Raw genomic sequence first — 24298 nt, forward strand, 5'->3', positions numbered from 1 at the left:
CCAGCAGGGCCCGGTAGGCCGCCGGCGGCCCCGCCAGGTCCGCTTCCGGCAGCAGCAGCAGGGTGGCCTGGCGCCAGGCCCCCAGGGCCTCGGCCCAGCTGCCGGCAGGCCCCAGCCAGGCGCCGGGATCGAGGGCCAGGGGCACCAGCCCGCCGGCCCCCTCCGCGTGGGCGGCCAGCACCGAAGCGGGATCGAGGGCGGGATCCGCCACTGCGGCCTGCAGGGGGAGGGACAGGGCGGCGGCCATGGCGGCGGCGGCCGGGGGAGTCACCCCGCCGGGGGCCGTGAGCACCAGGGTCGGGGCCCGGGGGCGGGGCGAAGGATTCATGGTTGTTTGCACTGCCTGGACCAGGCGGCTTCTACCATCGGGGCTCAAGAGATCACGCCAGCGCCCGCCGTGACCAGTTTTCTGACCGCTGAACGGGTCGAGCAGGCTGGCGTGGCCCACGACACTCGGCGATTGCGGCTGTTCAGCGGCACCGCCAACCCGGCCCTGGCCCGTGAGATCGGCGCCTACCTGGGCGTGCCCGACGGCCCTCGGGTGATCAAGCGCTTCGCCGACGGCGAGCTCTACATCCAGATCCAGGAATCGATCCGCGGCTGCGACGTGTTCCTGATCCAGCCCACCTGCGCTCCGGTGAACGATCACCTGATGGAGCTGCTGATCATGGTGGACGCCTGCAAGCGGGCCTCGGCCCGGCAGATCACCGCCGTGATCCCCTACTACGGCTACGCCCGCGCCGACCGCAAGACGGCGGGCCGCGAGTCGATCACGGCCAAGCTGGTGGCCAACCTGCTGGCCAAATCCGGCGTGGACCGGGTGCTGGCCATGGACCTGCACTCCGCCCAGATCCAGGGCTACTTCGACATCCCCTGCGACCACATCTACGGCTCGCCCGTGCTGGTTGACTACCTGCGGACCCGCGACCTGGGCGAAGTGGTGGTGGTGTCGCCGGATGTGGGCGGCGTGGCCCGGGCCAGGGCCTTCGCCAAGCAGATGAACGATGCGCCCCTGGCGATCATCGACAAGCGCCGCTCCGGCCACAACGTGGCCGAGAGCCTCACGGTGATCGGTGACGTGGCCGGTAAGACGGCGATCCTGATCGACGACATGATCGACACCGGCGGCACCATCTGCGCCGGGGCCCGGCTGCTGCGCGAGCGCGGCGCCACCCGCGTGCTGGCCTGTGCCACCCACGCCGTGTTCTCACCGCCGGCGGTGGAGCGGCTCTCGGAGCCAGGGCTGTTCGAGGAGGTGATCGTGACCAACAGCATCCCGCTCAACGATCAGCGTTGCTTCCCCCAGCTGCAGGTGCTCTCGGTGGCCAACATGCTCGGCGAGGCGATCTGGCGCATCCACGAGGAGAGCTCGGTGAGCTCGATGTTCCGCTGAACTCCCCGCACCGATTGAGATCCGCCCATCGGCTGGCCGGGCCCCTGCCGCGGCGGGTGCGGCTGAAGCGCGCCCTACCGGCCCTGCTCACCGGGCTGCTCACCGCCGGCCTGCAACTGGTCGGAGCCCTGGAGGCCCGCTCAGCGCCGCTGCGGGTGGGCGTGTGGCTCACCAACAGCCCCAGCCCCCTCTATTACGAGCCCGCGCGCATTGATCGGGCCATGGCGGAGCTGGCCGAGGCGGGCTTCAACACCGTGTATCCCAACGTCTGGAGCCGGGGCGCCACCTTCCACCGCAGTCGCTGGGCGCCGATGGAGCCGACCCTGGCCGAGCGCAATCCCAACCTCGACCCGATCTGCCGGATCAGCAAGGCCGCCCGTCGCCGCGGGCTCAAGGTGATCCCCTGGTTCGAATACGGCCTGATGGAGCCTGCCGGGGCGGCGGTGGTGCGCAACAACCCCGAGTGGGTGCTGCAGAAGGCCGATGGCAGCAGCACCGTGACCCTGCACGATCGCCCGATGGCGTGGCTGAACCCGGCCCACCCGGGGGTGCGCCAGCGCTTCATCGGCCTGATCAGCGAGATCGTGCAGCGCTGCGGCGTCGATGGCATCCAGCTCGACGACCACTTCGCCTGGCCGGTGGAACTGGGCTACGACCCCTACACCCGCGCCCTCTACCGCCAGGACACCGGCCGCGAGCCCCCCGCCAACACCACCGACCGGGCCTGGATGACCTGGCGGCGCCACCAGCTCACGGGCCTGCTGCGGGAGCTGCGCGAGACCCTCAAGGCCAAGGGCAATGGCAGCCCCTACGTGAGCCTCTCGCCCGGCCCCTTCCGCTTCGCCTACAACCACTGGCTGCAGGACTGGGAAATCTGGGCCCTTGGCGGCCTGATCGAGGAGCTGATCGTGCAGAACTACGCCTATTCGGTTGCCGGCTATGCGAAGGACCTCAACCAGCCCGCCCTGGTCAAGGCCCGCAGCTGGGGCATCCCGGTGGAGATCGGCCTGCTGGCCGGCTTCGGGGGCCGCACCACGCCGATGCCGGTGTTGACCCAGAAGGCGCGGCTCGCCGCCGAGCGGGGCCACGGCGTGATCTATTTCTACTGGGAGGGGCTGTGGGGCCAGTTCGCCGGTCCGGAGGGGGGCGAGGCCCGGCGGGCCGGGTTCCGCCGGCTGCACGAGGCGAGCTTCCCGGACCCCTACCCGCGACGCGGTCGGCCCTGAGGCCGCCGCCCCGCCAGGAGCGATCTCAGCCTGGCCGCCTCAGGCCTGGCCCAGGCACTGGCCCACCACCTCGGCGGTGTTGGCCGAGAGCGGGGCTGCCGCCAGCTGCTCCAGGGCCTCGCGCATGCGGGAGCCGCGATCGGGACCGTAGCTCTGCCAGCGGCTGAACACCTTGGCGAAGCGCGAGGCGGTGATCGGATTGCGCCCATCCACCAGGGCGATCTGCTCGGCCATGAAGCGATAGCCGCTGCCATCGGCGGCATGGAACACCGGCGCGTTGCCGGCCAGGCCACCGAGCACAGCCCGCAGCGAATTGGGGGCAGCCGGGTCGAAGCGGGGATGTTCCAGCAGGCCCCCCACCCGGGCCAGGCCATCGCCGAAGGGGGCCGAGGCCTCGAGGGCGAACCAGGCATCGAGGATCACGGGTCGCTCCTGCCAGCGCCCATAGAAGGCCGCCACGGCCTGGGCCCGCTCCGGAGTGTCGTGGCACTGCAGGGCCCGCAGGCCGGCGCGGGCCAGGGTCATCGAGGGGCCCACCACGGCCGCCGCGGCCTCGGCCCGCACCGCCGCGTCGCCGGCAGCGGCCCGCCAGGCCCAGATGGTGGCGGTGAGCAGGCGCTCGCCGTTGCCCTGGGGCCAGGCCAGACCCCACTGGGGCCGGCAGCGCGCCAGGGCCGCGGCCAGGGGCTGCTCCAGGGCCGCGCCGAAGCGGGCCTGCAGGGCCAGGAGGGCTGCGAACAGGGCCGGCGGATCCGGCTCGGCCTGGGCATCCTCCAACTCGGGCAGCCCCGGCAGGGCCAGCAGCAGGGCACGGTTGGCATCCCCGAGGGAGCCATCCGCCAGGATCCGCTCGAAGGCCGCGATCAGACCCTCCTCCAGCGCCTCGTCGGGCCGGCCGGCGGCCCGCTCCAGCACGGCCTGGCGCAGCAGGGTCTGGCCGGCATCCCAGCGGGCGAAGGGATCGGAATCCCAGGCCAGCAGATGCAGCAGCTCGGCGCCGGAGCGCTCGACCTGCAGCCGCACCGGCGCCGAGAAGCCGCGCAGCAGCGACAGGGCCGGCGGGTGACTGTGGGGCTCCAGACCCTCGAAGCGCAGGTGATGCTCGGGGCGGTCGATCACCAGCAGGCGGCTGGCCTGGCCCCAGCCGGGATCCAGGCTGGCGGCCGCCGCCTGGGCCGGGGACTCACCGGCCAGGCGCAGCGGCAGGGGGGCGCCGCCCTGGTTCACCAGGCCCAGGGCCAGGGGGATCACCAGGGGCTGCTTGTGGGGCTGGCCCGGCGTGGGCGGGGTGCTCTGGCGGATCGTGAGCTCAAGAACGCCGGCCTGCCCATCCCAGCGCCGGTCCACCTCCAACAGGGGGGTGCCGGCCTGGACGTACCAGCGGCGGAACTGGGCAAAGTCGAAGCGGGGGCGGGAGGCCACGACCCGGGTCTCGCCGACCTGCGCGTCCGCCGTTCGCCCTTCGGCGGCCCAGGCCTCGGTGGCGGCATCCTCCATGGCCTGCACGAAGTCGGCGCAGGTGGCGGCGGTGCCGTCGTGGCGCTGCACGTAGAGAGCCATGCCGCGCTGGAACGTGACCTCCCCCAGCAGGGTATGCAGGCAACGGATCACCTCCGCGCCCTTCTCGTAGATCGTGGTGGTGTAGAAGTTGTCGATCGCCTGGTAGTGATCCGGCTGGATCGGATGGGCGGTGGGTCCGGCATCTTCGCGGAACTGGGTGTTGCGCAGCAACGAAACATCCTCGATCCGCTTCACCGCCGGTGAATGCAGATCGGCCGTGAAGCTGGCGTCACGGAACACGGTGAGGCCCTCCTTGAGGGAGAGCTGAAACCAGTCGCGGCAGGTGATGCGGTTGCCGGTCCAGTTGTGGAAATACTCGTGGGCGATCACGCTCTCGATCCGCTCAAGCTCGCCATCGGTGGCGGTGGCGGCATCGGCGAGCACCAGCTTGGAGTTAAAGATGTTGAGGCTCTTGTTCTCCATCGCGCCCATGTTGAAATGGCGCACCGCCACGATGTTGAACTCATCGAGGTCGTACTCGAGGCCATACACACGCTCATCCCAGGCCATCGAGCGCTTCAGGGAGGCCATGGCGTGGGCCGTGTAGGGCAGATCCCCGGGCTCCACGTGGATGCGCAGGGCCACTTGGCGGCCGCTGGCGGTGGTGAATCGGTCCGTGGCCTCCTCCAGCCGGCCGGCCACCAGGGCAAACAGGTAAGAGGGCTTGGGGAAGGGGTCGTCCCAGACGGCGAAGTGGCGACTGGGATCACCCGCCAGTGGTCCGGCTTCGATGCAGTTGCCGTTGGAGAGCAGTACTGGACAGCTCTCCCGGTCTGCCTCGATCCGCACCCGGAAGCGGCTGAGCAGATCGGGGCGGTCGGGGTGGAAGGTGATGCGGCGGAAACCCTCGGCCTCGCACTGACTGGTGAACATCCCACCGCTCACGTAGAGCCCCTCGAGGCTCGTGTTGGTCTCGGGGTGGATGCGCACCCGGCTCTCCAGCCGGAAGGGGTGCCGGGGCGGATCGAGCAGCAGCAGCCTGCCGGGCTCGAGGCGGTAGGCCGCCGCCGCCAGGGGTTCCCCGTCGCAGCGCAGCTCCAGCAGCTCCAGCTCCTCGCCGCGCAACTCAAGCGGTTCGGCGTCCCCGGCCGCCGCCGGATTGGGGGTGAAGGCCAGGGTGGCCTCCACCAGCGTGTGGTCCGCGAACAGCTGGAACCGCAGGTCGGTGCGTTCCAGCAGGAACGGCGCCGGGCGGTAATCGGCAAGGCGGACGGTGCTCATCGGGCGGGACTCAGGGGGCAGGAGGGATCACCAGGGCACAGGACCGCGGCCGGCGGAGACGTTGCAGCCCACCTGGGTCCCCAGCAGGGCGCCGAGGGGCACGGCCCAGGCCCGCCCATCCTGGCGGGACATGGCGTAGCCGAGGCCGCCACCGACGATGCCACCCACCAGGCGGCCGGTCTGGCAGCGCTGGGCGATCTGCTCGGCGGTGAGCAGGGGGGTGGGGGCGCCGTAGGGCACGGCCGAGACCGGGGGCAGGGGCTGGACGCCGTCGCTGTAGGTATCGCCATAGGCCCAGGGGTTCTGGGGGCGGGCGTAGGGGTCCACGCCGACCGGCCGGGGTGCCGGAGCCCAGCCGTAGCGATCGCCCCAGGCCAGGGCGGGCAGGGGCACGAGGGTGGCCGCAGCGGCCAGGGCCGCGCCGCCGGCACTGGCCAGGGCCAGCAGGGCACGGCGCGGGGAGCGGAGCAGGGAGTTGGCGGTGGCCATGGCGGTGGAGGGTGTGAGGACATCCCCCGAAGGGGCTGACCACAGCAAAGCCAGCAGCTGCAACCGAATCCCAACTGGCCCGGGCCCCAGATGCGACCAACTGCAACAGGGCCCTCAGCCGGGCGCTCCGGATCCCGAAGCCCCAGGGCTGCGGGGGCCGGCTCAGGGGGCCTTGGTGGGAGCTTTGAGCACGTCCTGGGCCTTCTGCAACACGTCGGCGGGCACCTCCTTGGGGCAGACCTCCACGGCCCCGAGCACGGCGGAGTTGATCGAGCCCTTGCGCAGCTCATCCATGCTCAGGGCCTTCGTGCCCACCTGCTGGATCACGCCCCCATGCTGGCCCTGGATCACCTGGGCGATGGTCTCACCGGCAATGGCCACCGCCTTGCCGAACTCCACCCCACCAGAGCGGGCGATGCAGACGTTCAGGGCGGCGATGCGCGTGTAGAGGCCCATGTCTTCCTCACTGGCGCCGGCGCCGGCCTGGGCCGGCCGTGCCGTGGGGCGGGACGGGGCGGGGCGGGCCGTGGCGGGCCGTGCCGAGGCCGGGGCCGTCAAGGGGGCAGCGGATGGGGCCGGCGCAGAGGTGGCCGGCGCCGCTGGGGCCGCCGCGGGCAGCAGCAGCACCAGGGGAAGCAGCAGGGCGGCCGGCCTCAGCCAGCGCCTGCGGCTGAACGGGAGGCCCACGCAGATCGAGAACACACGGATCGTGCAGCAGTGCCAATCCTGCAGCAGCCACTCCTGGAGCAACCGCGCCTGCAGGAGCCGATGCGGAGACCCGCAGGCCTGGAGGCCAGTCAGGAGGGGGGGATCGGGACGCCGGCGCCCTCGACACGGATCTCGTGATGGGTCTCCACCAGCTCCAGGTTGCCCTCGCGCCAGGAGTAGATCGAGCGGGCGCGGTAGCGGTCCTGGTCCACCAGGCGGATGTGCTCGAGGATGTCCCATTCCAGGTAGTGGGATTCGAACACCATCTCGTGTTCATCCACCTGGCGGATCTGGCTGTGGGAGGGCGTGCCGCAGAGGTAGCTCCGGCTGCGGCGCAGCTGGTGCCCGCACAGGGACGCCTCCATCGTGCCGTCGCGCACGTAGCGGGGTTTGCGCTCGAAGAAGTCGAATTCCTGCTCAGGCCACCAGGTGAAGCGGTAGTCGTATTCGCCCTGGAGCGACTCGCTAAAGGTCTCCACCCGCAGCAGCATGTCGACCCGCAGCACCTCGTCGTCGGCGAAGAAATACTGGCGGCGGGAGCGCCACAGCCCCAGGTTGCGGTTGAACCATCGCCGCAGGTTGCTGTCCAGACGGATCCGGCTGGTGGGATCGGCCGAGGCGTTGGCCACTGGCGGCACCCGGATCGCCAGCGGATGGGGATGGAGCATGGGGCGCATCCCAGGGACGACCGGTCAAACTCGTCATAGCCCCATGGGCCAGGCCCGCCCGAAAACCATAGGCTGGCTTCGTATTTCCAGTCCGCGCGCCTCGGTGTCCGCTGCAGGGGAGTTCCCCATCCCCGACCCCTCCCTCTCCATTGCCCCCGATGCGTCCGGGCCGCCGCGGCCCATGGGCGCCGTTCAGGAGCCGATCGCGCCGGATCCTGCCCTGGAGGACGTAAGGCGCCACAAGGCCAGCCTGCGCGATGGCGCCGAGCAGCAACTCCGCAGCCTGCGGCTACTGCTGCTGGCCTCCCCCCACCAGCAGGCCACCGCTGACCTGCGCCAGCTGGTGGCGCTGCTGGAGGGCGAGAACTTCGGCTTCGAGGTGAAGCTGGAGGTGGTGGACCCGGCCCAGCAGCCCGAACTGCTGGAGCTGCACCGGCTGGTGGCGACGCCGGCCCTGGTGAAGCTGGAGCCGGCCCCCAGGCAGGTGTTCGCCGGCAGCACCGTGACCCAGCAGCTGCGCAGCTGGCTGCCCCGCTGGCAGCAGCTGGATGTGGTGAGCGGCCTGGGGCTGAGCCTGCGCCCGCCGGAGCCGGACGGCAGCCGCAGCCCCCGGGAACTGCAGCTGGAGGACCAGCTGCTGGTGCTGCGCCAGGAGAACGAGACCCTGATCGAGCGGGTGAGGGTGCAGGAGCGACTGCTGCGAATGGTGGCCCACGAGCTGCGCACGCCGCTCACCGCCGCCAAGCTCGCCCTGCAGAGCCGCAACCTGGGCCAGATCGACCAGGAGCGCTGCTACGACGTGCTCAACCGGCGGCTCGACGACATCGAGCAGCTCTCCAAGGACCTGCTGGAGGTGGGCACCACCCGCTGGGAGGCCCTGTTCAATCCCCAGCGCCTGGCCCTGGGGCCGGTGGCGGCCGAGGCGATCCTCGAACTGGAGAAGCTGTGGGTGGGCCGCGGGCTGGGACTGGTCACCGACATCCCCACGGACCTGCCGGACGTCTATGCCGACCAGCGGCGCATGCGCCAGGTGCTGCTCAACCTGCTGGAGAACGCCTTCAAGTACACCCCCGACGGCGGCAGCGTCAGCCTGACGATCCTGCACCGCACCAGCCAGTGGTTGCAGGTGAGCGTCTGCGACTCGGGCCCCGGCATCCCCCGCAGCGAGCAGGACCGGATCTTCCAGGAGCGGGTGCGCCTGCCCCAGACCTCCCAGACCACCTCCGGTTTCGGCGTGGGCCTGTCGGTATGCCGGCGCATCACCGAGGTGCACGGCGGCCGCATCTGGGTGGTGTCGGATCCCGGGGAGGGGGCCTGCTTCCACTTCACCGTGCCCGTCTGGGACGACCAGGGCATCAGCTGAGGCCCATGGGTCTGGCCAGGCGGCCGGTGCGGCTGGCCAGGGCCTGGCCTGCCGTTCCTTGACGAAGGGGACCTCCGCCCCGTAACTTCATTCCATCGGTGGCGGACCGGCCAAAAGCCAGGCGAGCCAAGGGAAGTCAACCCGCTATCTGCGGTGAAACACTGACCAGACCGAGTCCTAGCCCCCATCGTCTAGAGGCCTAGGACACCTCCCTTTCACGGAGGCGACAGGGGTTCGAATCCCCTTGGGGGTATATCAAATCAAAGCGGCTCCTTGAGCCGCTTTTTTACTAGCTGATTCCCTCTCAAGCCTGATCTCTCCTCGGCCAGCCGGTGGGGCGAGGAGAGGGGCCGGGGCGGGCTCAGGCCAAGCTGGCTCGCCGCTGGGCCTCCAGCTGCACGGCCCGCAGGTTGGCGGCCAGATCCTCACGCAGCCGCTGCTCGATCAGGCCGATCGGCATGCCCACGCAGCCCTGCACAGTCAGGTCGTAGAGGAGGGTGGTGTCGCCTTCATGGCGACCGATCCACCAATTGCCCTCAAAGCGGCGGAAATCGCCCTTGGTCATCACGAAGCTGAGGCGCCGCTCGGCCCAGTGCTCGGTGAGCTCGAGCTCCACCCGGGCCCGGAAGCGCAGACCAATGAACTGTTGAGAGCCCTCCTGGGCCAGGGCGACGACGTTGTCGCGGCGCCAGAGCAGGCGCGAGCTCAGCAGGTTGGGGATGAACTCGCTGAGGCGGTCGTAGTCGGTGAGGGCCTCCCAGAGCCAGCGGGGATCGAGCCCCAGGCGCAGCTGCACCGCCAGGCGGCGACAGCCATTGGGAAGCCGTTCCATCTCCTGCTGGATCGTGTCCAGGGCGCAGAGATCCTGGGTGGGCGCTAGGGCCTGGGGGCCGGCGCTGAGAAGAGCCGAGAGCTGCGCCAAGGTCGTCGGGTCTGGGCAATGCGGTCCTGGAGCGCCAACCTAGCCCCGATTCCTGCAACTGGGGGGGACTCGCGGCTCGGGGTGTTCCCTATGATCGCGCGACCCTTTAATCGCGGCTTCCGATCCATGCGCGTCTCGACCGCCACCTCCAGCCGCAGCGATTCCCGCGTGTTCACGGTGGTGGTCCAGGGCTACGGGGTCGGCAAGCAACGCCAGGCTGCCCGGGAGATCAACGTCCCCTTCAACCGCCTGCAGGCCCTGGTCCAGTCCATCGCCCTGCTGGGTGGCCAGATCCTGTCGGTGACTCCCGCCGGTGAAGCTCCGGCCAGCCCGGCCGCCGCCACGCCCGCCCCTGCCGCCGCAGCCCCCTCGAAACCCGCCCCCGTGTCCCACGCTGACGTTCCCGTCAACCTCTACAAGCCCAAGAACCCGTTCCTGGGCACCGTCACCGAGAACTACAGCCTTCTCGGTGAGGGCGCCATCGGTCGGGTGAACCACATCACCTTTGACCTCTCCGGCGGCGACCCCCAGCTCCACTACGTGGAGGGCCAGAGCATCGGCATCATCCCGGACGGTGAGGATGCGAACGGCAAGCCCCACAAGCTGCGCCTTTATTCGATTGCCAGCACCCGCCACGGCGACAACCTCCAGGGCAACACCGTGTCCCTCTGTGTGCGCCAGCTCCAATACGAGAAGGATGGCGAGACGATCAACGGCGTCTGCTCCACCTTCCTCTGCGACATCGATCCCGGCGCCAAGGTGAGGATCACCGGCCCCGTGGGCAAGGAGATGCTCCTTCCCGACGACGAGGAAGCGAACATCATCATGCTGGCCACCGGCACCGGCATCGCGCCGATGCGCACCTACCTGCGCCGCATGTTCGAGCCCACCGAGCGCGAGAAGAACGGCTGGAACTTCCGCGGCAAGGCCTGGCTGTTCATGGGAGCCCCCACCACTGCCAACCTCCTCTACGACGCGGACTTCAACCACTACCAGAGCCAGTTTCCCGACAACTTCCGCTACACCAAGGCGATCAGCCGCGAACAGAAGAACGCCAAGGGCGGTCGCATGTACATCCAGGATCGCGTCAGTGAGCACGCCGAAGAGATCTTCGCCCTGATCGAGGATTCCAAGACCCACGTCTACATGTGCGGCCTGCGCGGCATGGAACCCGGCATCGACGAGGCGATGAGTGCCGCCGCCGAGGCCAAGGGTCTGAACTGGGCCGAGCTGCGGCCTCAGCTCAAGAAAGCCGAGTGCTGGCACGTCGAGACCTACTGAACGGCAACCGGCTCCAGCAACCGCTTCTCCAGGCCCGCCACCGGCGGGCCTTTTTGCTGCGCCCCAGGCCCCGCGTTTGGCCAAACCCTCACAAAGGCGCCGCGTTGGTCACCACGGCTGGAGGCGCGCCGCTTTTGTGGGTAGACCAGAAGCACTGCCGCACTCCCCATGGGCGCCACCCTCACGAATCCGCTCCGGGTCGGGCTGCGCCAGGAGCGGGTGATCCCGCCCCAGTGCCTGGTGATCTTCGGGGCCAGCGGTGACCTCACCCACCGCAAGCTGATCCCGGCCCTGTTCGAGCTGTTCCGCCAGCGGCGCCTGCCCAGTGAGTTCGCGGTTCTGGGCTGTGCGCGCCGTCCCTGGAGCGACGAGGAGTTCCGCAGCCGCATGGCCGAGGCCCTGGCCCCGGAGGTGAAACGCCATCAGAGCGCCTGGGACCAGTTCGCGGCCTGCCTCTTCTACGAACCGGTGGACCTGCAGCAACCCGCCGACGCGGTGCGGCTGGGCACCCGCCTGGAAGCCATCGACAAGCTCAAGGCCACCCGCGGCAACCGCACCTTCTACCTATCGGTGTCACCGGCCTTCTACGGCAGCGGCTGTCGCTCCCTGGCGGCCGCCGGCCTGCTCAAGGACCCGAGCCGTAGCCGGGTGGTGATCGAGAAACCCTTCGGCACCGACTACGCCAGCGCCGAGCAGCTCAACCGCGTGGTGCAAAGCTGCGGCCAGGAGCAGCAGATCTTCCGCATCGACCACTACCTGGGCAAGGAGACCGTCCAGAACATCCTGGTACTGCGGTTCGCGAACACGATCTTCGAGCCGATCTGGAACCGCAACTACATCGCCAACGTGCAGATCACGGCCGCCGAAACCGTGGGGGTGGAAGAGCGGGCCGGCTACTACGAAAGCAGCGGCGCCCTGCGGGACATGGTGCAGAACCACCTCACCCAGATGCTGGCCCTCACAACCATGGAGGCCCCGGGCCGCTTCGACCCCGAGGCGATCCGCAACGAAAAGGCCAAGGTGCTGCAGGCGGCGCGGCTGGCCAACGAGGAAGAACCGTGGAAGTGCTGCGTGCGCGGCCAGTACAGCCAGGGGGGCAGCCGCGTCAATCCGGTGGCGGGTTACCGCCAGGAACCGGGGGTGAACGCCAACAGCACCACGGAAACCTATGTGGCGATGAAGCTGTTCATCGACAACTGGCGCTGGCAAGGGGTGCCCTTCTATCTGCGTACCGGCAAGCGTCTGCCCAAGCGCCTCAGTGAGGTGGTGCTCACCTTCCACGAGGCGCCGGTGCACCTATTTGATGCCGCCGGCGGCAGTCCCACCGCCAACCAGCTGATCCTGCGCATCCAGCCCGACGAGGGGGCCGGCTTCGTGTTTGAGGTGAAGGCGCCGGGCTCCGGCATGCGCAGCCGCCCGGTGGACATGCACTTCAGCTACGACGAGAGCTTCGGAGAACCCAGCGACGAGGGCTACGTGCGCCTGCTGGCCGACGCCATGCTCGGCGATCCCACCCTGTTCACCCGCAGCGACGAGGTGGAAGCGGCCTGGCGCCTCTACACCCCCCTGCTGGAGCTGATCGAGGACGCCCCCTGGCAGCTGCCGATCCACCCCTACGAGGCCGGCACCTGGGGGCCCGGCGCCGCCGACAACCTGCTGGCCGAGGAGGGCCTGATGTGGCGACGGCCCTGACGGCCGGCCCCAAACACCCCGCCCACACGTCCGAATTTCAGCCCCCGCTCCCCTCGCCCCGCCTCGTGCCATGGCTCCCCAGCTCACCCTCCAGGCCCCGCTAGAACTGCCACCTGACCAGGTGCCGGCCTACCTGGAGACCCTCTGGAGTCAGGGGCTGAAGGGGTCCACCGGCGCCGCCACCTTCAGCCTGGTGGTGTGGGAACCCTCGTGGCTGCAGCAGCAACTGGTGCGCACCGGCCGGCTGGATGGTCCGATCAGCGGCCTGCTCTCGGAGGAACTGCTGGAGGCCGCCCGCAGTGCCGTGACCGACTGCGGCCTGCCCCCAAGCACGGCCCCCAGCGCCCCGGAACTGGCCTGGGCCCTGGGCCAGCAGGAGGGCCACCACAGCGCCCCGGACCTGCGCGGCCAGTTTGTGGACCGCGCCATCAGCGCCCACCGGCCGCGGCGGCTGATCACCCTGGCCCCCACCCTGACGGCGGACACCCCCCTGGAAACCCTGGTGGCGGCCTACTGCCCCCTGCCTGAGGAGCGCGGCAGCGGCGAGGACGCCTGCGGCGACGTGGTGGTGCTGCGCGGCGGCATGGGGGCCATCCAGCAGGGCCTGGCAATCCTGCAGCCCCTGATCGAGCCGGACCTGCCCTGCTGGGTGTGGTGGAACGGCTCGCTGGATGAATCCCCCGAGGTGCTGGAGGCGCTGGCCACGCCACCGCGGCGCCTGGTGCTGGACAGTTCGATCGGCTCCCCCCGCCGCTGCCTGGACCAGCTGGTGGAGCGCATCGCCACCGGCCAGGCCGTCAACGACCTCAACTGGCTGCGGCTGCGCAGCTGGCGCGAGTCGCTGGCCATGGTGTTCGACCCGCCCAGCCGCCAGGGGGCCCTGCAGCACGTGGTGCAGCTCGACATCGACGTGGAGGGGCACCACCCCGTGAAGGGGCTGCTGCTGGCGGCCTGGATCGCCGACCGTCTCGGCTGGCACCTGGAGACCAGCTACCAGCTGCCCACCAACGGCGATGGCGAGGGCATCGGCGCCGAGTTCCAGCGCGGCGATGGCGAGAGCGTGCAATTCCGGCTGATGCCGGTGCCGGTGGGCCTGGCCAAGACCCACCCGGGCGCCCTGGTGGGTCTGCGCCTGATCTGCGCGCCCCACGGCCAGGCGCCCCTGTGCGTGATCCTCTGCTCAGAATCCGGCGGGTGCATGCGGCTGGAGGCCGGCGGCGTTGCCTCGATGGAGCTGGCAGAGGAGGTGGTGCCCATGCCCAACGAGAGCGAGGAGATGGAACTGGCCCGGCTCCTGGGCGGCGGCCACGACACGACCAACCCGCTGCTGGCCGCCGCGGCCCCCCTGGCTGCCAAGCTGCTGCCCGAGTAAGGCCCGCGTCAGGCCAGCCAGCCGCCCCCCCATGGCCTGCGTTCTCACAGCCCCCAGCAGCGGCAGCGGCAAGACCCTGGTGAGCCTGGCCCTGGCGGCCCTGGCCCGCCGCCGCGGCGCCACCATCCAGACCTTCAAGGTGGGGCCCGACTACTTGGACCCCCAGCTGCTGAGCGCGGTGAGCGGCCGGTCGTGCCGCAACCTGGACCCGCTGCTCTGCGGCGAGGCCTGGGTGGAGCGCAGCTTCCAGGGCTTCGGCAGCGGAGCCGAGCTGGCGCTGGTGGAGGGGGTGATGGGCCTGTTCGACGGCCGCGGCCCCAGCAGCGCCGGCAGCACGGCGGCGGTGGCCGGCCAGCTGGGCCTGCCACTGGTGCTTGTGGTGGAGGCCAGCCGCCAGGCGGGCTCGGTGGCGGCCCTGGTGCGGGGCTTCCGCGACCACGACCCCAGGCTGCGCCTGGCCGGGGTGGTGCTCAACGGCGTGGGCAGCGAGCGGCACCGGGCCCTGCTGGCCGAAGCCCTGGAGGCGATCGCCATGCCCCTGCTGGGGGCCCTGCCTCGCCACGACAGCCTGCACCTGCCCTCGCGCCACCTGGGTCTGCTGCCGGCCCACGAGCTGGCGGATCTGGAGCAGCGCCAGGGGGCCTGGGCCGACCTGGCCGAGCGCCACCTGGACCTCGAGCGGCTCTGGCCGCTGCTCGCGGCGCCAGCACCCCCCGCCGACGGCCTGGATCCCATCCAGTGGTGCCTGGCCCAGGAGCGGGGGGCGGCCGGCGGGAAGCCTGGGGCCCCGGCGGCTGGAGCCGATCTCGCCCGTGCCCATGGCGGTGCCGTGCAGCCCGGTGCCGCGTCGCTGGCCAGCCCCGCACCGCTGCCCGTGGCGATCGCCAGCGATGCCGCCTTCCACTTCCGCTACCCGGAGGCGACCGAACTGCTGCGGGCCCGCGGGATGGAGGTGGTGCCCTGGTCGCCGCTGGCGGATGAGCCGCTGCCAGCCCGGTGCCACGCCCTGATCCTGCCGGGTGGCTATCCGGAGCTGCAGGCAGGCCACCTGGCCCGCAGCCGCCGCAGCCTCACGGAGCTGCGAACCGCCGCCGCCGCCGGCCTGCCGATCTACGCCGAATGCGGCGGCCTGCTGCTGCTTGGCGGCGAACTCTGCGATCCGGGCGGCACCCCCCACGCCATGGCCGGTGTGCTGCCGTTCCGGGCCCGCCGCGGCCCGCTCAGCCTCGGCTACCGCGACGCCAGCGTCTGCGCCGATGGCCTGGTGCTGCGGCTGGGCGAGCGGGTCTGCGGCCACGAGTTCCACCGCTGGCAACTGGAGCCCCTCGCGGCTGGCGACGGGGTTGGCGATGGGGCCTGTGACGGGGCGGAGTCGCCGACCTGGGGCGAGGCGCCAATCTGGGGTGAGACGGCGGCCAACCTCGCGCCGCTGTGGCAACTTGAAGGCTGGGGTAGCCCAAGCCGGAGGGAAGGATGGAGCCGCAGGACCCTGCACGCCAGTTGGCTGCATCTCCACTGGACTGGCTGTTCGGCGATCTCCCGTCGGCTGCGCAACGCAGCCGCGCGGCACGCATCCGCGAATGGCACCGGGTGGAACGCGGCGAACCCCGCAGCAGCCACGCCGTCGAGCGTTGGCGCCTGACCGTGCGGGGCCGGGTCCAGGGGGTGGGATTCCGGGCCGCGTGCCAGCAGCTGGCCCGCCAGCTCAGCCTCAGCGGCTGGGTGCGCAACAGCCGCGATGGCACGGTGGAGGTGGAGGCGGAGGGGCCGGCCCACGCACTCACCGAACTGCGGCTGTGGTGTGAGCGGGGGCCGAGCGGCGCGGCGGTGCATGGCGTGACCACCGTCCAGCTCCCCGCCACCCACGAGGACTGGTTCGAGATCCGCCGCTGAGGCACCAGCCCCCGCCGCGGGACGCGCCATGGGCGCAGGTGGTGGGTTGGAATGGCGCCACGCCTCCACGCCCCGCCCCCCGCATGCCCCCCGCGACCCTCTGGGCCGAGCTGCTGGCCTACGGCAGCGCCGTGAGCCTCAGCCCGATCCACATCGGCCTGCTGCTGCTGCTGCTGCTCGGCCCCGACCCGCTGCGGCGCGGTGGCTGGTTCGTGCTGAGCTGGGTGCTCACGATCGCCGGGGTTGTGACCGTGATGCTCACGGTGGGCCACAGCCTGCTGCTGACGATGGAGCACGGCAGTCCCCACCGCACCGGCCTGGACCTGCTGGCGGCAGGAGCCCTGCTGGGGCTGGGGCTCAAGGAACTGCTGGAGCGCCGCGAGGAGGGCGATGAGCCGCCCGGCTGGACCCGCCAGCTGGATCGCTTCAGCACCCTGCCGCTGCCGCTGTTGATCGCGGCGGGGGTGGGGATCGAACTGGCCAGCCCGGACGACCTGTTCCTGTTCGCCCGCTCGGCCGGGGTGATGCTGGCCTCGGAGCTGAGCAACAGCCAGGAGGTGCTCTGCACCGCGGTGTTCACCCTGGCGGCGAGCCTGGCGCTGCTACTGCCGCTGCTGGCCCTGGCCCTGGGCCGCGAGCAGGTGGTGCCGCTGCTGGAGCGGGGCAAGCAGCTGCTGTTCCGGCGCGGCGACGTGGTGGTGGCGGGCCTCAGCCTGGCCCTGGCTGGCTATCTGGGCTGGGAAGGGCTCCTGGGGCTGGGGCTGGTCTGACTGAGCCGGGACGCCAGCCCCCCAAGCCCTGGGGAATCCTTCAGGCGCCCTGGCGCAGCCAGCTCTCCCAGCGCTGCCGCTCACCGGCTGCCGGCGCCGCGCCCCCGCCCGCCACCAGCCACACCGCCTGGCTGGCGCGGCTCACCGCCACATAGACGAGCTGGCGGCGCAGCACCTCGTCACTGGGCCAGAACACATCGCCGGCGATGAACACCTCGCTGAAGGTGCTGCCCTGGCTGCGGTGCACCGTGAGCACGGCGGCCGGTCCCAGCGAGGCGAAGGCATCCCGCACCAGGAAGTAGCGGCGCCAGAGGCCTCGCCCCTCCGTCTTCCCCGCCTCGCGGGCCTGTTGGCGCAGCCGGGCCAGCACGGCATCCAGAACCCGGCGCGGCTCGCTGCCGGCGGGGGGCAGCAGCCGCAGGACCAGGCGCGTTTCACCCGCCTCCACCTCGGCCGTGAGGGTGTCGATCACGGCTGGGGAACAGCCATCGCCACTGCCCACCCCGAAGTCGGCCAGGTCGCAGCGCTCGGGCGTCACGTCGCGCACCACCAGCTCGCGGTTGGAGCCCAGCACCATGTCGGGCTCCTCGGCCGCCTCCTCGCCGGAGCGGCAGGCAGGGGCCATCACGGCCGAACGGGTGATCAGCACCTCGCCGGGCAGCACCGGCAACTGGTCGGCCATGGCGCCGTGGATGGCGCGGCGGGCCAGGGGCACCAGCCGCTCCAGGGCCCGATTGGTGTAGCAGAGGATGCGGGCGTGGTCGGGGTTGTCCAGCTCGACGGCGCGGCACAGGGCGGCCTGGGCCGCCGCCAACCACTCGGCCTGGGGCACGGCCGCCACCAGCCCCTGGGGCTCGCGCACCGGCGCCAGGACCGGCGGCTGGCGGCAGGGCAGCTGGCCGTTGCGCAGTCCCGTGGCGAGCTGCAGCACCGGCCCCTGGTGGCGCACCACCTCCGTCAGGCCCGCTCCGGCACAGCGGCCCATCCCAAAAACCGGGCTCTCGGGCTCCCCCACCGGCGGCAGCTGGGCCGGATCACCCACGAACACCAGCCGGGTGCGGAAGGGATGGGCACAGCGCAGGGCGATCTCCAGCAGGGAGGAATCGACCATCGAGGCCTCATCCACCAGCACCAGGCCCAGGTGTTCGAGGGCGCCGGCGGTCTGCTCGGTCTCCTCACAGCGCTCCAGATCGCCCTGGCGCCTGAGCTTGAGCCGAAGCAACCGGTGGATGGTGGAGGGAAACCAGGTGGGCGAGAGGCCCGCCAGGGCCAGCTGCTGGCGGATCACGCCCACGGCCTTGTGGGTGGGGGCCACCACGGTCCAGCAGAGGCCGCTGCGCTCCACCAGGGCCAGCAGGTCGCGGGCGAGGTAGGTCTTGCCGGTGCCCGCGAAGCCACTCAGCACGAACGGCTGGCCGTCGTAGGGGGCTGCCAGCCAGGCGGCAAAGGCCTCAGCAGCAGCAGCCTGGCCTGGGGTGAGGCCGGAGCGGGGCGCGCCGGGTGGGCCTGGATCCGACGCGGCGGTCACCGGCTCAGCCGATCGGCAGCAGGCCCCAGTGCTGGGCCAGCTCCAGGGGGGTGCCGACAAGCACCAGGCCCGGCAGGGCGATGGCGGGGCCCAGCAGGCTGCCGATCAGCACCTCCAGGCGGGTGTGGCCCAGGTTTTCCTTCAGGGGGCTGAGCAGGGGCTCCGGAGCGGCCTGGGCTTCAGCTCCGGCCGCAAATGGGTCGCCCAGCGCAGCAGCTGGTTGCTGCGTAGCCGGTGGGGCCTCGGCCGGCGCCTGCCAGAGGCCATCGGGCAGGCCATTGACCCGCCGGGCCGTGAGGCCAGCGGCGCGGCGCACCCCGGCCGCGTCGTAGAGCACCACAAAGCACATCGCGGCCGCCAGGGCGAACAGCGGATCGGCGAAGCCCTGCTGCCAGCCGATCGCGGCGGCGGTTCCCGTCAGCAGGGCGGAGTGGCTGGAGGGCATGCCGCCGGTCTCGAACAGCACCGCCGGCCGCCAGCGGCGGTGCAGCACCACCTCGATCGCGAGCTTGGAGAGCTGGGCCAGTCCACAGGCCGCCAGTCCCCACCAGAGGGGGCCGTTGTCGAGCAGGCTGCCTAGCAGGTTGGCATCGTGGGGCAGAGCGGAGAGGGCCACCGCAAGGGCGGCACTCATCGGTCGCGGCTCGTGATGTAGTCCGCCAGGGCCAGCAGCGGGGCGGCCTTGCCCCCGGCGTCGCCGGCGCTCCAGGGGGCGAGCACGGCCTTGGCCTCAGCCACCAGCGCCTCGGCCCGCTGGCGCGACTCCTCCAGCCCCAGCAGCTTGGGATAGGTGGTCTTGTCGGCGGTGAGATCCTTGCCGGCGGTCTTGCCCAGCACCTCGCTGCTGGCGGTCACATCGAGGATGTCGTCGATGATCTGGAAGGCGAGGCCGATGCCGCGGGCGTAGGTGCGCAGGGCCTCGAGCAGCGACTCGGAGGCCCCGGCGATCTGGGCACCCGTGAGCACGCAGGCCCGCAGCAAGGCACCGGTCTTGTGCAGGTGGATGTATTCGAGGGTGTCGAGGTCCACGTCCTTGCCCTCGCACTCCAGGTCCACCACCTGGCCGCCCACCAGGCCAGGGGCGCCGGAGGCCAGGGAGAGCTCGCCCACCACCTTGAGCAATCGCTCGGCGGGCACGTCGGGGCTGCGCAGGGCCACCATCTCGAAGGCGCGGGTCAGCAGGGCGTCGCCGGCCAGGATCGCGTTGGCCTCGCCATACACCTTGTGGTTGGTGGGCCGACCGCGGCGCAGGTCGTCGTTGTCCATGGCCGGCAGATCGTCATGGATCAGCGACATGGTGTGGATCATCTCCAGGGCCACCGCCGTGGGCATCGCCAGGGCGCTGTCGCCGCCGGCCATCTCGCAGGCCGCCAGACAGAGGATCGGCCGCAGCCGCTTCCCCCCCGCCAGCAGCGAGTAGCGCATGGCCTCACGCAGGCTCTCGGGCCGCTCCGGGCCCAGGGAGCCGTCCAGGGCCAGCTCCACCTTCAGGCGGGCCGCCTCCAGGTAGGCGGAGAAGTCGAACCCCGCGGGGGGGACGCCAGTGGGGGGGACGCCACCGCTGGCGCTGTCTGTGCTGGTGGTCACCGCCGCGGTCATGGAGGGGTCGGGTCTGGGCGGGATTCTCTCAGGCCAGGGCCGCGCCACAGCCCCGAGCAAGTGGCGCCGCAACACTGCGTCTGCGGCGGGTGCGTGCCGAGGCGTGGGGACTGGCCTCAGGGCAGCAGGTCCGCCAGGGGCTCATCGAGGCCGCAGCGGCGGCACCAGCTGGCCACGGTGTTCACCAGCAGCAGCGTCACCGTCATCGGCCCGACCCCCCCCGGCACCGGCGTGATGGCGCTGGCGATGGGCTCCACCTCCTCGTAGCGCACATCGCCGCAGAGCCTGGCCTTGGCGCCGGGGCCGGCGGCCGGATCGGGATCGAGCCGGTGAATGCCCACATCCACCACCACCGCCCCGGGCTTCACGTGCTCCGCCCCGACCATGCGCGGCCGGCCGGCCGCCACCACCAGCACATCCGCTTCGCGGGTGAGGGCGGAGAGGTCACGGGTGCGGGAGTGGGCCACGCTCACGGTGGCGTTGGCGGCCTGGAGCATCAGGGCCATGGGCTGGCCCACCAGGATGCTGCGGCCCACCACCACGGCCCGCTTGCCCGCCAGCTCGATGCCGGCATGGGCCAGCAGGGCCATCACCCCGGCGGGGGTGCAGCTGCGGGGGCCGGGCTCGCCCTTGAGCAGACGGCCGAGGTTGAGGGTGTGCAGGCCGTCGGCATCCTTCTCTGGATCGATCGCAGCCAGCAGCGGCGCCTCATCGAGGCCGGCGGGCAGGGGCAGCTGCAGCAGGATCCCGTCCACCATGGGGTCGGCATTGAGCCGCTGGATCGCCTCCAGCACCTCCGCGGGCGGGGTGGCCGCGGGCAGGTGGGCCCCGTGATTGGTCACACCGATGCGCGTGCAGGCCTTCTCCTTGTTGGCCACATAGACGCCACTGGCGGGGTCGTCCCCCACCCGCAGCACCGCCAGGCCAGGGGGACGGCCGGCCCGCTCCAGACGTTCGGCGATGACGGTCTGGAGCCGTTGCTCAAGTTCGGCCGCCAGCTGGCGACCATCCAGACGCGTGGCCATGGCGCGGGATCGGATGACGGCCACCAGCATGCAGGCCCGGGCCGGCAGCGGCAGCGTGGCTAGCGTGGGTCTTTCCACGGTGGCAGCTCCTCGGTGGCAGCGTTGACCCGCCCGGGCCCCGCCCCGCTTCGCCCCCTCCACAGGCTCTGGCAACAGCTCCTGCGGCTGGAGCTGCCTCGCCAGGCCCTGGCGCCCTGGCGTTGGCGTGACCGCACCGGGGTCCTGCTGGCCTGCGTGCTGGTGGCACTGGTATCGAGCTGGCCCTGGCTGGTGGAGCCCAGCCTGAGGCCCGGCATCCCTGCCCCGTTCACGGCCCGAGCCCCGAAGGCCGCCCGCGTGGTGGATTCCGACGCCCTTGAGCAGCGCCGCTCCCAGCTGGGCCCGCGCACCCACGTGCAGGTGGTGGATCCACGCCTGAGCCGCGAGTTGGAACAGCGGCTGGAACGGCAGCTGCGCGAGGTGAGCCAGACCGTGGCAGCGCCGCTGCGGCGAGTGACTCCCCTGGACCTGAGCCCGGCGGAGCGCAGCTGGATCACGGACCTCACGCCGGCGGAACTGGCCCAGTGGCAGCAGCAGCTGCGCCTGGTGCAGCGGCGCATGCTGCACCAGGGCCTGGTGACCAACGTGGCCGAGCGGCAGCTGCAGCAGGCGGCCTCCATGCAACTGGAGGGGGAGCCGGAGCTGGCCCGCAGCCTCGGCAGCCGCCTGATCGCCAGCTCCCTGCAGGGGCGCAGCAACCTGCGCATCGATGCGGCCCTCAGCCAGCGGTTGATTGAAGACCTGCTCACCCAGCAGGGCATCCCCTCGATCAACGTGCGCCCCGGCGACGTGATCACCCGCCAGGGGGAGCCGATCAGTCCCCAGGCCTTTGCGGTGCTCGACTACTTCGGGTTGGTGAACCGGCGGCCCCTGGTGGGGGCCTGGCTGGGCCACTTCAGCGAAGCCCTGGGGGCCTGCATCGTGATGCTGCTGCTGGCGCGGCGCTGGCGGCCGAGCCTGGAGCCCCGCCAGGCCCTGCTCGCCCTGGCAATGCTGCTGGTGGTGCAGGGCTGCAAGCTCTGGTTCGGCGGCGGCGCCATTCCCCTGGCCCTTCTGGTGCCGCCCACGCTGCTGCTCACCCAGGGACTGGGCACCCCGGCGGGCCTGGGCTGGCTGGCGGTGGCGAGTCTGCTGTGGCCCGAGCCACTCGATCCCTTCGCCAACCAGCGGGTGCTGGTGGCGGCGGCGGTGGCGGCGGTGGCGGCGGTACTGGCGGGCCGGCAGCGCACCCGGGCCCAGCTGCTGCAGCTGGCCGTGCTGCTGCCGGTGGCGGCCCTGGTGGCGGAGTGGCTGCTGCTGCAGGTGGTGTCCGCCACGGGCGGCGGCGATGGCCGCCTGCCCAGCGGCAGCGACCTACCCGGCGAGGCCCTGTTGATGGGCGGCCTGCTGCTGGCGGGGCTGCTGCTGAGCCCACTGGTGGAGAGCTCCTTCGACCTGCTGACCCGGGCGCGGCTGCTGGAGCTGGCGGACCTGGAGCGGCCGCTGCTGCGGCGCCTTTCCTGCGAGGCGCCGGGCACCTTCGAGCACACCCTGATGATCTGCGGCCTGGCCGAGGAGGGGGCCCGCGCCATCCAGGCGGACGTGGACCTGATCCGAACCGGGGCGCTGTACCACGACGTGGGCAAGCTGCACGGCCCCCAGTGGTTCATCGAGAACCAGGAGAGCGGCGTCAACCCCCACGAGACCCTCGACGATCCGGCCACCAGCGCCGCGATCCTGCAGGCCCACGTGGATGAGGGCCTGCGGCTGGCCCGCCGCTACCGGCTGCCGCGCCCCCTGGCGGACTTCATCCCAGAACACCAGGGCACCCTCAAGATGGGCTACTTCCTGCACGAGGCGCGCCGCCGCGATCCCTCCGTGCCGGAGAGCGCCTACCGCTACCGCGGCCCCAATCCCCGCAGCCGCGAGACGGCGGTGCTGATGCTGGCCGATGGCTGTGAGGCGGCCCTGCGTTCCCTGCCGCCGGACACCAGCGAGGACCAGGCCCGCACCATGGTGCGCCGCATCCTCGATGCCCGCTGGCAGGACGGCCAGCTGGCCGAGAGCGGGCTGGGCCTGGCGGAACTGGAACTGCTGGTTCGTGCCTTCGTGCGGGTGTGGCGGCGCATGCGCCACCGGCGCATCCCCTACCCGATCCCGGCGCGGCGCGGCTACAGCGCCTGAGGGCGTGCCGGAACTGCCAGCATCGCTGCCCACACGGCTGCGATCGATGGACTGGAGCCCGCACTGGTATCCGGTGGCCTACCTCAAGGACCTGGACCGCTCCCGGCCCACCCCCTTCACCCTGCTGGAGCAGGACCTGGTGCTGTGGTGGGATCGCCATCAGCATCGGTGGCGGGCCTTCGCGGATGTCTGCCCGCACCGGCTCGTGCCCCTGTCGGAGGGGCGGCTCAATGCCAGCGGCGAGCTGGAATGCCCCTACCACGGCTGGACCTTCAACGGCGACGGGCGCTGCACCGCCATCCCCCAGGCCGCCCCGGGCACCAATCCCAGTGAACGCCGCAGCCAGTGCCGCAACTACGCCACCGCCGAGGGCCAGGGGCTGCTGTTCGTCTTCGCGGGAGAGCCGGAGCGGGCGGATCAGGTGCCATTGCCCCTGGTTCCCGTGCTGGACGATCCGGCCCAGGCCAGCTCCTGGACGGTGCAGGACACCTTCCGGGATCTGCCGATGGACGCCCTGACCCTGCTGGAGAACGTGCTCGATGTGAGCCACGTGCCCTTCACCCACCACGCCACCGTGGGGCGCCGGGAGAACGCCGGCCCGGTGGCCCTGCAGCTGGAGAGCTTCGGGCCCGAGGGCTTCACGGGGGTGTGGGAGGAGGGTCCACGGCGGGGCAAGCTCGGCCGCCAGCACACGCGATTCGTGGCACCGTGCCTGATGTGGCACGACCTCACCGCCAGGGGGTTCGCCCGCATTCTCACGGTGGTCTACGCCACGCCGATCCGCCGGGGCGAGTGCCGTCTCTTCGCCCGCTTTCCCTTCCAGTTCGCGTCGCCCTGGCCGGGCAGGCTGCTGAAGCTGCGGCCCGAGTGGCTGCAGCACCTCGGCAACCACACGGTGCTGGAGGACGACCAGCTCTTCCTGCACTGGCAGGAGCGGGCCCTCGAGGCCAGGGGCGGCAGTCCGGCCGCCGCCCGCGCCTTCCACCTGGCCAGCGACGCCGATCTCTATGTGAAGGCCCTGCACGACTGGATCAACACCACAGGGGGTGAGCCGTTCAGCGGCACAAGGCTCCCCGCGCGCCTGGGACTGGAGGCCCTGATGGACCGGGAGCACACCCACACACGCCACTGCCGCAGCTGCCGCACCGCCCAACGGCGGCTGCGGCTGGGGCGCCAGCTGGGCTGGGGTGTGCTGCTGGCGGGCCTGGGGGCGGCGGCCTGGCTGGGGGCCAGCCCCGGCGGCGCCGTGGCCCTAGGGGTGATGGCGCTGGTGGCGCTGGCCCAGGTGCAGGCCGGGCGGTGGCTGGGGCAGCTGCAGCGGGGCACGGGCCAGCCACCGCGCAATCGAAGCTGAACCGGGCGACTGCGGCAGCCGGCTCTGCGGCA

General features: G+C 71.6%; 20 protein-coding genes, 1 tRNA gene and 1 pseudogene. 12 read left to right on the forward strand and 10 right to left on the reverse strand.

The genetic code is table 11. From position 1 onward, the window contains the following. Window positions 1-328, reverse strand: a pseudogene (locus CJZ98_RS02220) (hypothetical protein); the annotation flags it as partial. A 69-nt stretch (window positions 329-397) separates the two neighbouring features. Here CJZ98_RS02220 and CJZ98_RS02225 point away from each other — a divergent pair. Both CJZ98_RS02225 and CJZ98_RS02230 read left to right on the forward strand, forming a co-directional pair. Further along, window positions 398-1393, forward strand: a complete 996-nt coding sequence (locus tag CJZ98_RS02225; RefSeq protein WP_094587933.1) for a ribose-phosphate pyrophosphokinase — start codon at window positions 398-400, stop codon at window positions 1391-1393. Window positions 1394-1407: 14 nt separating this feature from the next. Next, window positions 1408-2619, forward strand: a complete 1212-nt coding sequence (locus CJZ98_RS02230) for a glycoside hydrolase family 10 protein (RefSeq protein WP_390625474.1) — start codon at window positions 1408-1410, stop codon at window positions 2617-2619. A gap of 39 nt (window positions 2620-2658) precedes the next feature. On the opposite strand, the gene pepN is transcribed toward CJZ98_RS02230, so the two are convergent. From pepN to CJZ98_RS02250, 4 genes are all read right to left on the reverse strand, one after another. After that, window positions 2659-5400 (reverse strand): aminopeptidase N, encoded by a 2742-nt coding sequence (pepN, locus tag CJZ98_RS02235; protein ID WP_094587935.1) that lies wholly within the window; start codon window positions 5398-5400, stop codon window positions 2659-2661. A gap of 27 nt (window positions 5401-5427) precedes the next feature. Beyond that, window positions 5428-5889, reverse strand: a complete 462-nt coding sequence (locus CJZ98_RS02240) for a glycine zipper 2TM domain-containing protein (RefSeq protein ID WP_094587937.1) — start codon at window positions 5887-5889, stop codon at window positions 5428-5430. A 162-nt stretch (window positions 5890-6051) separates the two neighbouring features. Continuing rightward, complete coding sequence (locus tag CJZ98_RS02245; RefSeq protein WP_108723271.1) at window positions 6052-6639, reverse strand: hypothetical protein; 588 nt, start codon at window positions 6637-6639, stop codon at window positions 6052-6054. 47 nt (window positions 6640-6686) lie between these two features. Then, a complete protein-coding gene (locus CJZ98_RS02250) occupies window positions 6687-7265 on the reverse strand; it encodes a hypothetical protein (RefSeq protein WP_198537433.1) in 579 nt (192 codons plus the stop codon). A 181-nt stretch (window positions 7266-7446) separates the two neighbouring features. On the opposite strand from CJZ98_RS02250, the gene CJZ98_RS02255 reads away from it, so the two are divergent. Both CJZ98_RS02255 and CJZ98_RS02260 read left to right on the forward strand, forming a co-directional pair. Next, window positions 7447-8628: a histidine kinase gene (locus tag CJZ98_RS02255; protein ID WP_094587939.1), complete on the forward strand. Its 1182-nt coding sequence runs from the start codon at window positions 7447-7449 to the stop codon at window positions 8626-8628. A 180-nt stretch (window positions 8629-8808) separates the two neighbouring features. Next, window positions 8809-8881, forward strand: a tRNA-Glu gene (locus CJZ98_RS02260). 108 nt (window positions 8882-8989) lie between these two features. Here the strand turns inward: CJZ98_RS02260 and CJZ98_RS02265 are convergent. Beyond that, on the reverse strand, window positions 8990-9550 hold the full coding sequence (locus CJZ98_RS02265) for an SRPBCC family protein (RefSeq protein ID WP_232756121.1): 561 nt from the start codon (window positions 9548-9550) through the stop codon (window positions 8990-8992). Window positions 9551-9676: 126 nt separating this feature from the next. On the opposite strand from CJZ98_RS02265, the gene CJZ98_RS02270 reads away from it, so the two are divergent. From CJZ98_RS02270 to CJZ98_RS02295, 6 genes are all read left to right on the forward strand, one after another. Beyond that, window positions 9677-10831 carry an FAD-binding oxidoreductase gene (locus CJZ98_RS02270; protein ID WP_094587941.1) on the forward strand — a complete coding sequence of 385 codons (1155 nt, stop codon included), beginning with the start codon at window positions 9677-9679 and terminating at the stop codon, window positions 10829-10831. 168 nt (window positions 10832-10999) lie between these two features. After that, on the forward strand, window positions 11000-12523 hold the full coding sequence (zwf, locus tag CJZ98_RS02275; RefSeq protein WP_094587943.1) for a glucose-6-phosphate dehydrogenase: 1524 nt from the start codon (window positions 11000-11002) through the stop codon (window positions 12521-12523). Between the two features lie 70 nt (window positions 12524-12593). Then, entirely contained in the window at window positions 12594-13895 is a 1302-nt protein-coding gene (locus CJZ98_RS02280; RefSeq protein ID WP_094587945.1) for a glucose-6-phosphate dehydrogenase assembly protein OpcA, read from the forward strand. A gap of 31 nt (window positions 13896-13926) precedes the next feature. Next, window positions 13927-15537 (forward strand): cobyrinate a,c-diamide synthase, encoded by a 1611-nt coding sequence (locus tag CJZ98_RS02285; RefSeq protein WP_094587947.1) that lies wholly within the window; start codon window positions 13927-13929, stop codon window positions 15535-15537. Beyond that, complete coding sequence (locus tag CJZ98_RS02290; RefSeq protein WP_094587949.1) at window positions 15486-15788, forward strand: acylphosphatase; 303 nt, start codon at window positions 15486-15488, stop codon at window positions 15786-15788. Before CJZ98_RS02285 ends, CJZ98_RS02290 begins: the two co-directional genes overlap by 52 nt. Before the next feature lie 83 nt (window positions 15789-15871). After that, complete coding sequence (locus CJZ98_RS02295) at window positions 15872-16558, forward strand: GAP family protein (RefSeq protein ID WP_094587951.1); 687 nt, start codon at window positions 15872-15874, stop codon at window positions 16556-16558. A 40-nt stretch (window positions 16559-16598) separates the two neighbouring features. Here the strand turns inward: CJZ98_RS02295 and CJZ98_RS02300 are convergent, their stop codons facing one another. The 4 genes from CJZ98_RS02300 to folD form a co-directional block, all read right to left on the reverse strand. Beyond that, the gene (locus tag CJZ98_RS02300) at window positions 16599-18086 is read right to left on the reverse strand and encodes an AAA family ATPase (RefSeq protein ID WP_094587953.1); all 1488 of its coding nucleotides are present in this window, start codon (window positions 18084-18086) and stop codon (window positions 16599-16601) included. A 4-nt stretch (window positions 18087-18090) separates the two neighbouring features. Then, window positions 18091-18720, reverse strand: coding sequence for a divergent PAP2 family protein (locus tag CJZ98_RS02305; protein ID WP_094587955.1), 630 nt, complete (start codon window positions 18718-18720; stop codon window positions 18091-18093). After that, window positions 18717-19685, reverse strand: a complete 969-nt coding sequence (gene crtE / locus CJZ98_RS02310; RefSeq protein WP_198537435.1) for a geranylgeranyl diphosphate synthase CrtE — start codon at window positions 19683-19685, stop codon at window positions 18717-18719. The genes CJZ98_RS02305 and crtE overlap by 4 nt, the downstream gene beginning before the upstream one ends. A gap of 116 nt (window positions 19686-19801) precedes the next feature. Beyond that, complete coding sequence (folD, locus tag CJZ98_RS02315) at window positions 19802-20710, reverse strand: bifunctional methylenetetrahydrofolate dehydrogenase/methenyltetrahydrofolate cyclohydrolase FolD (RefSeq protein ID WP_094588265.1); 909 nt, start codon at window positions 20708-20710, stop codon at window positions 19802-19804. Between the two features lie 102 nt (window positions 20711-20812). On the opposite strand from folD, the gene CJZ98_RS02320 reads away from it, so the two are divergent. After that, window positions 20813-22912, forward strand: coding sequence for an HDIG domain-containing metalloprotein (locus CJZ98_RS02320; protein WP_094587957.1), 2100 nt, complete (start codon window positions 20813-20815; stop codon window positions 22910-22912). A gap of 46 nt (window positions 22913-22958) precedes the next feature. Then, window positions 22959-24266 carry an aromatic ring-hydroxylating dioxygenase subunit alpha gene (locus tag CJZ98_RS02325; protein WP_094587959.1) on the forward strand — a complete coding sequence of 436 codons (1308 nt, stop codon included), beginning with the start codon at window positions 22959-22961 and terminating at the stop codon, window positions 24264-24266. The last annotated feature ends 32 nt before the right edge of the window (window positions 24267-24298 follow it).

It is taken from the genome of Vulcanococcus limneticus LL (assembly GCF_002252705.1).
GTDB classification, from domain to species: domain Bacteria; phylum Cyanobacteriota; class Cyanobacteriia; order PCC-6307; family Cyanobiaceae; genus Vulcanococcus; species Vulcanococcus limneticus.